Below are 578 nucleotides of genomic sequence, written 5' to 3' on the forward strand. Positions count from 1 at the left end.
TGTCCGCGACCTGCGTACGGGCGAGATCACCGAGGCCGAGCCGGGCGTCCTCATCCAGACCTGTGTGTCCGCCGCGGCGGGCCCCTGCGACATCGAACGGTAGGAGCACCTTGACCGCCATCGACCCCACCACCCACCTGACCGCGGAGCAGATCGAGGACCTGGGCCGCGAGCTGGACGCCATCCGCGACGAGGTGATCGCCAACCGCGGCGAGAAGGACGCCGCCTACATCCGCCGGGTCATCTCGGCGCAGCGCAAGCTGGAGCTGGTCAGCAGGGGTCTGCTGCTGTTCTCGATCTTCCCGCCCGCGTGGCTGATCGGCACCGCCGGGCTGTCCGTGGCGAAGATCATGGACAACATGGAGATCGGCCACAACGTCCTGCACGGCCAGTGGGACTGGATGCGCGACCCGAAGATCCACTCCACCACCTGGGAGTGGGATCACGTCTCGCCGTCCGATCAGTGGAAGCACTCGCACAACGAGCTGCACCACACGTACACCAACGTGATCGGCAAGGACAACGACCTCGGCTACGGCATCATGCGCGTCGACGAGGACCAGAAGTGGCACCCCTTC

The 578-nt window shown here is 66.4% G+C and carries 1 protein-coding gene; it reads left to right on the forward strand.

Annotated elements, in window-relative coordinates; all coding sequences use genetic code 11:
• Positions 1–110: 110 nt before the first annotated feature.
• On the forward strand, positions 111–578 hold a 468-nt coding region (locus ACFU7D_RS29880), incomplete at its 3' end, for a fatty acid desaturase family protein (protein ID WP_378874200.1).

The sequence above is a fragment of the Nocardioides sp. NPDC057577 genome (assembly GCF_042801335.1).
GTDB lineage: Bacteria > Actinomycetota > Actinomycetes > Propionibacteriales > Nocardioidaceae > Nocardioides.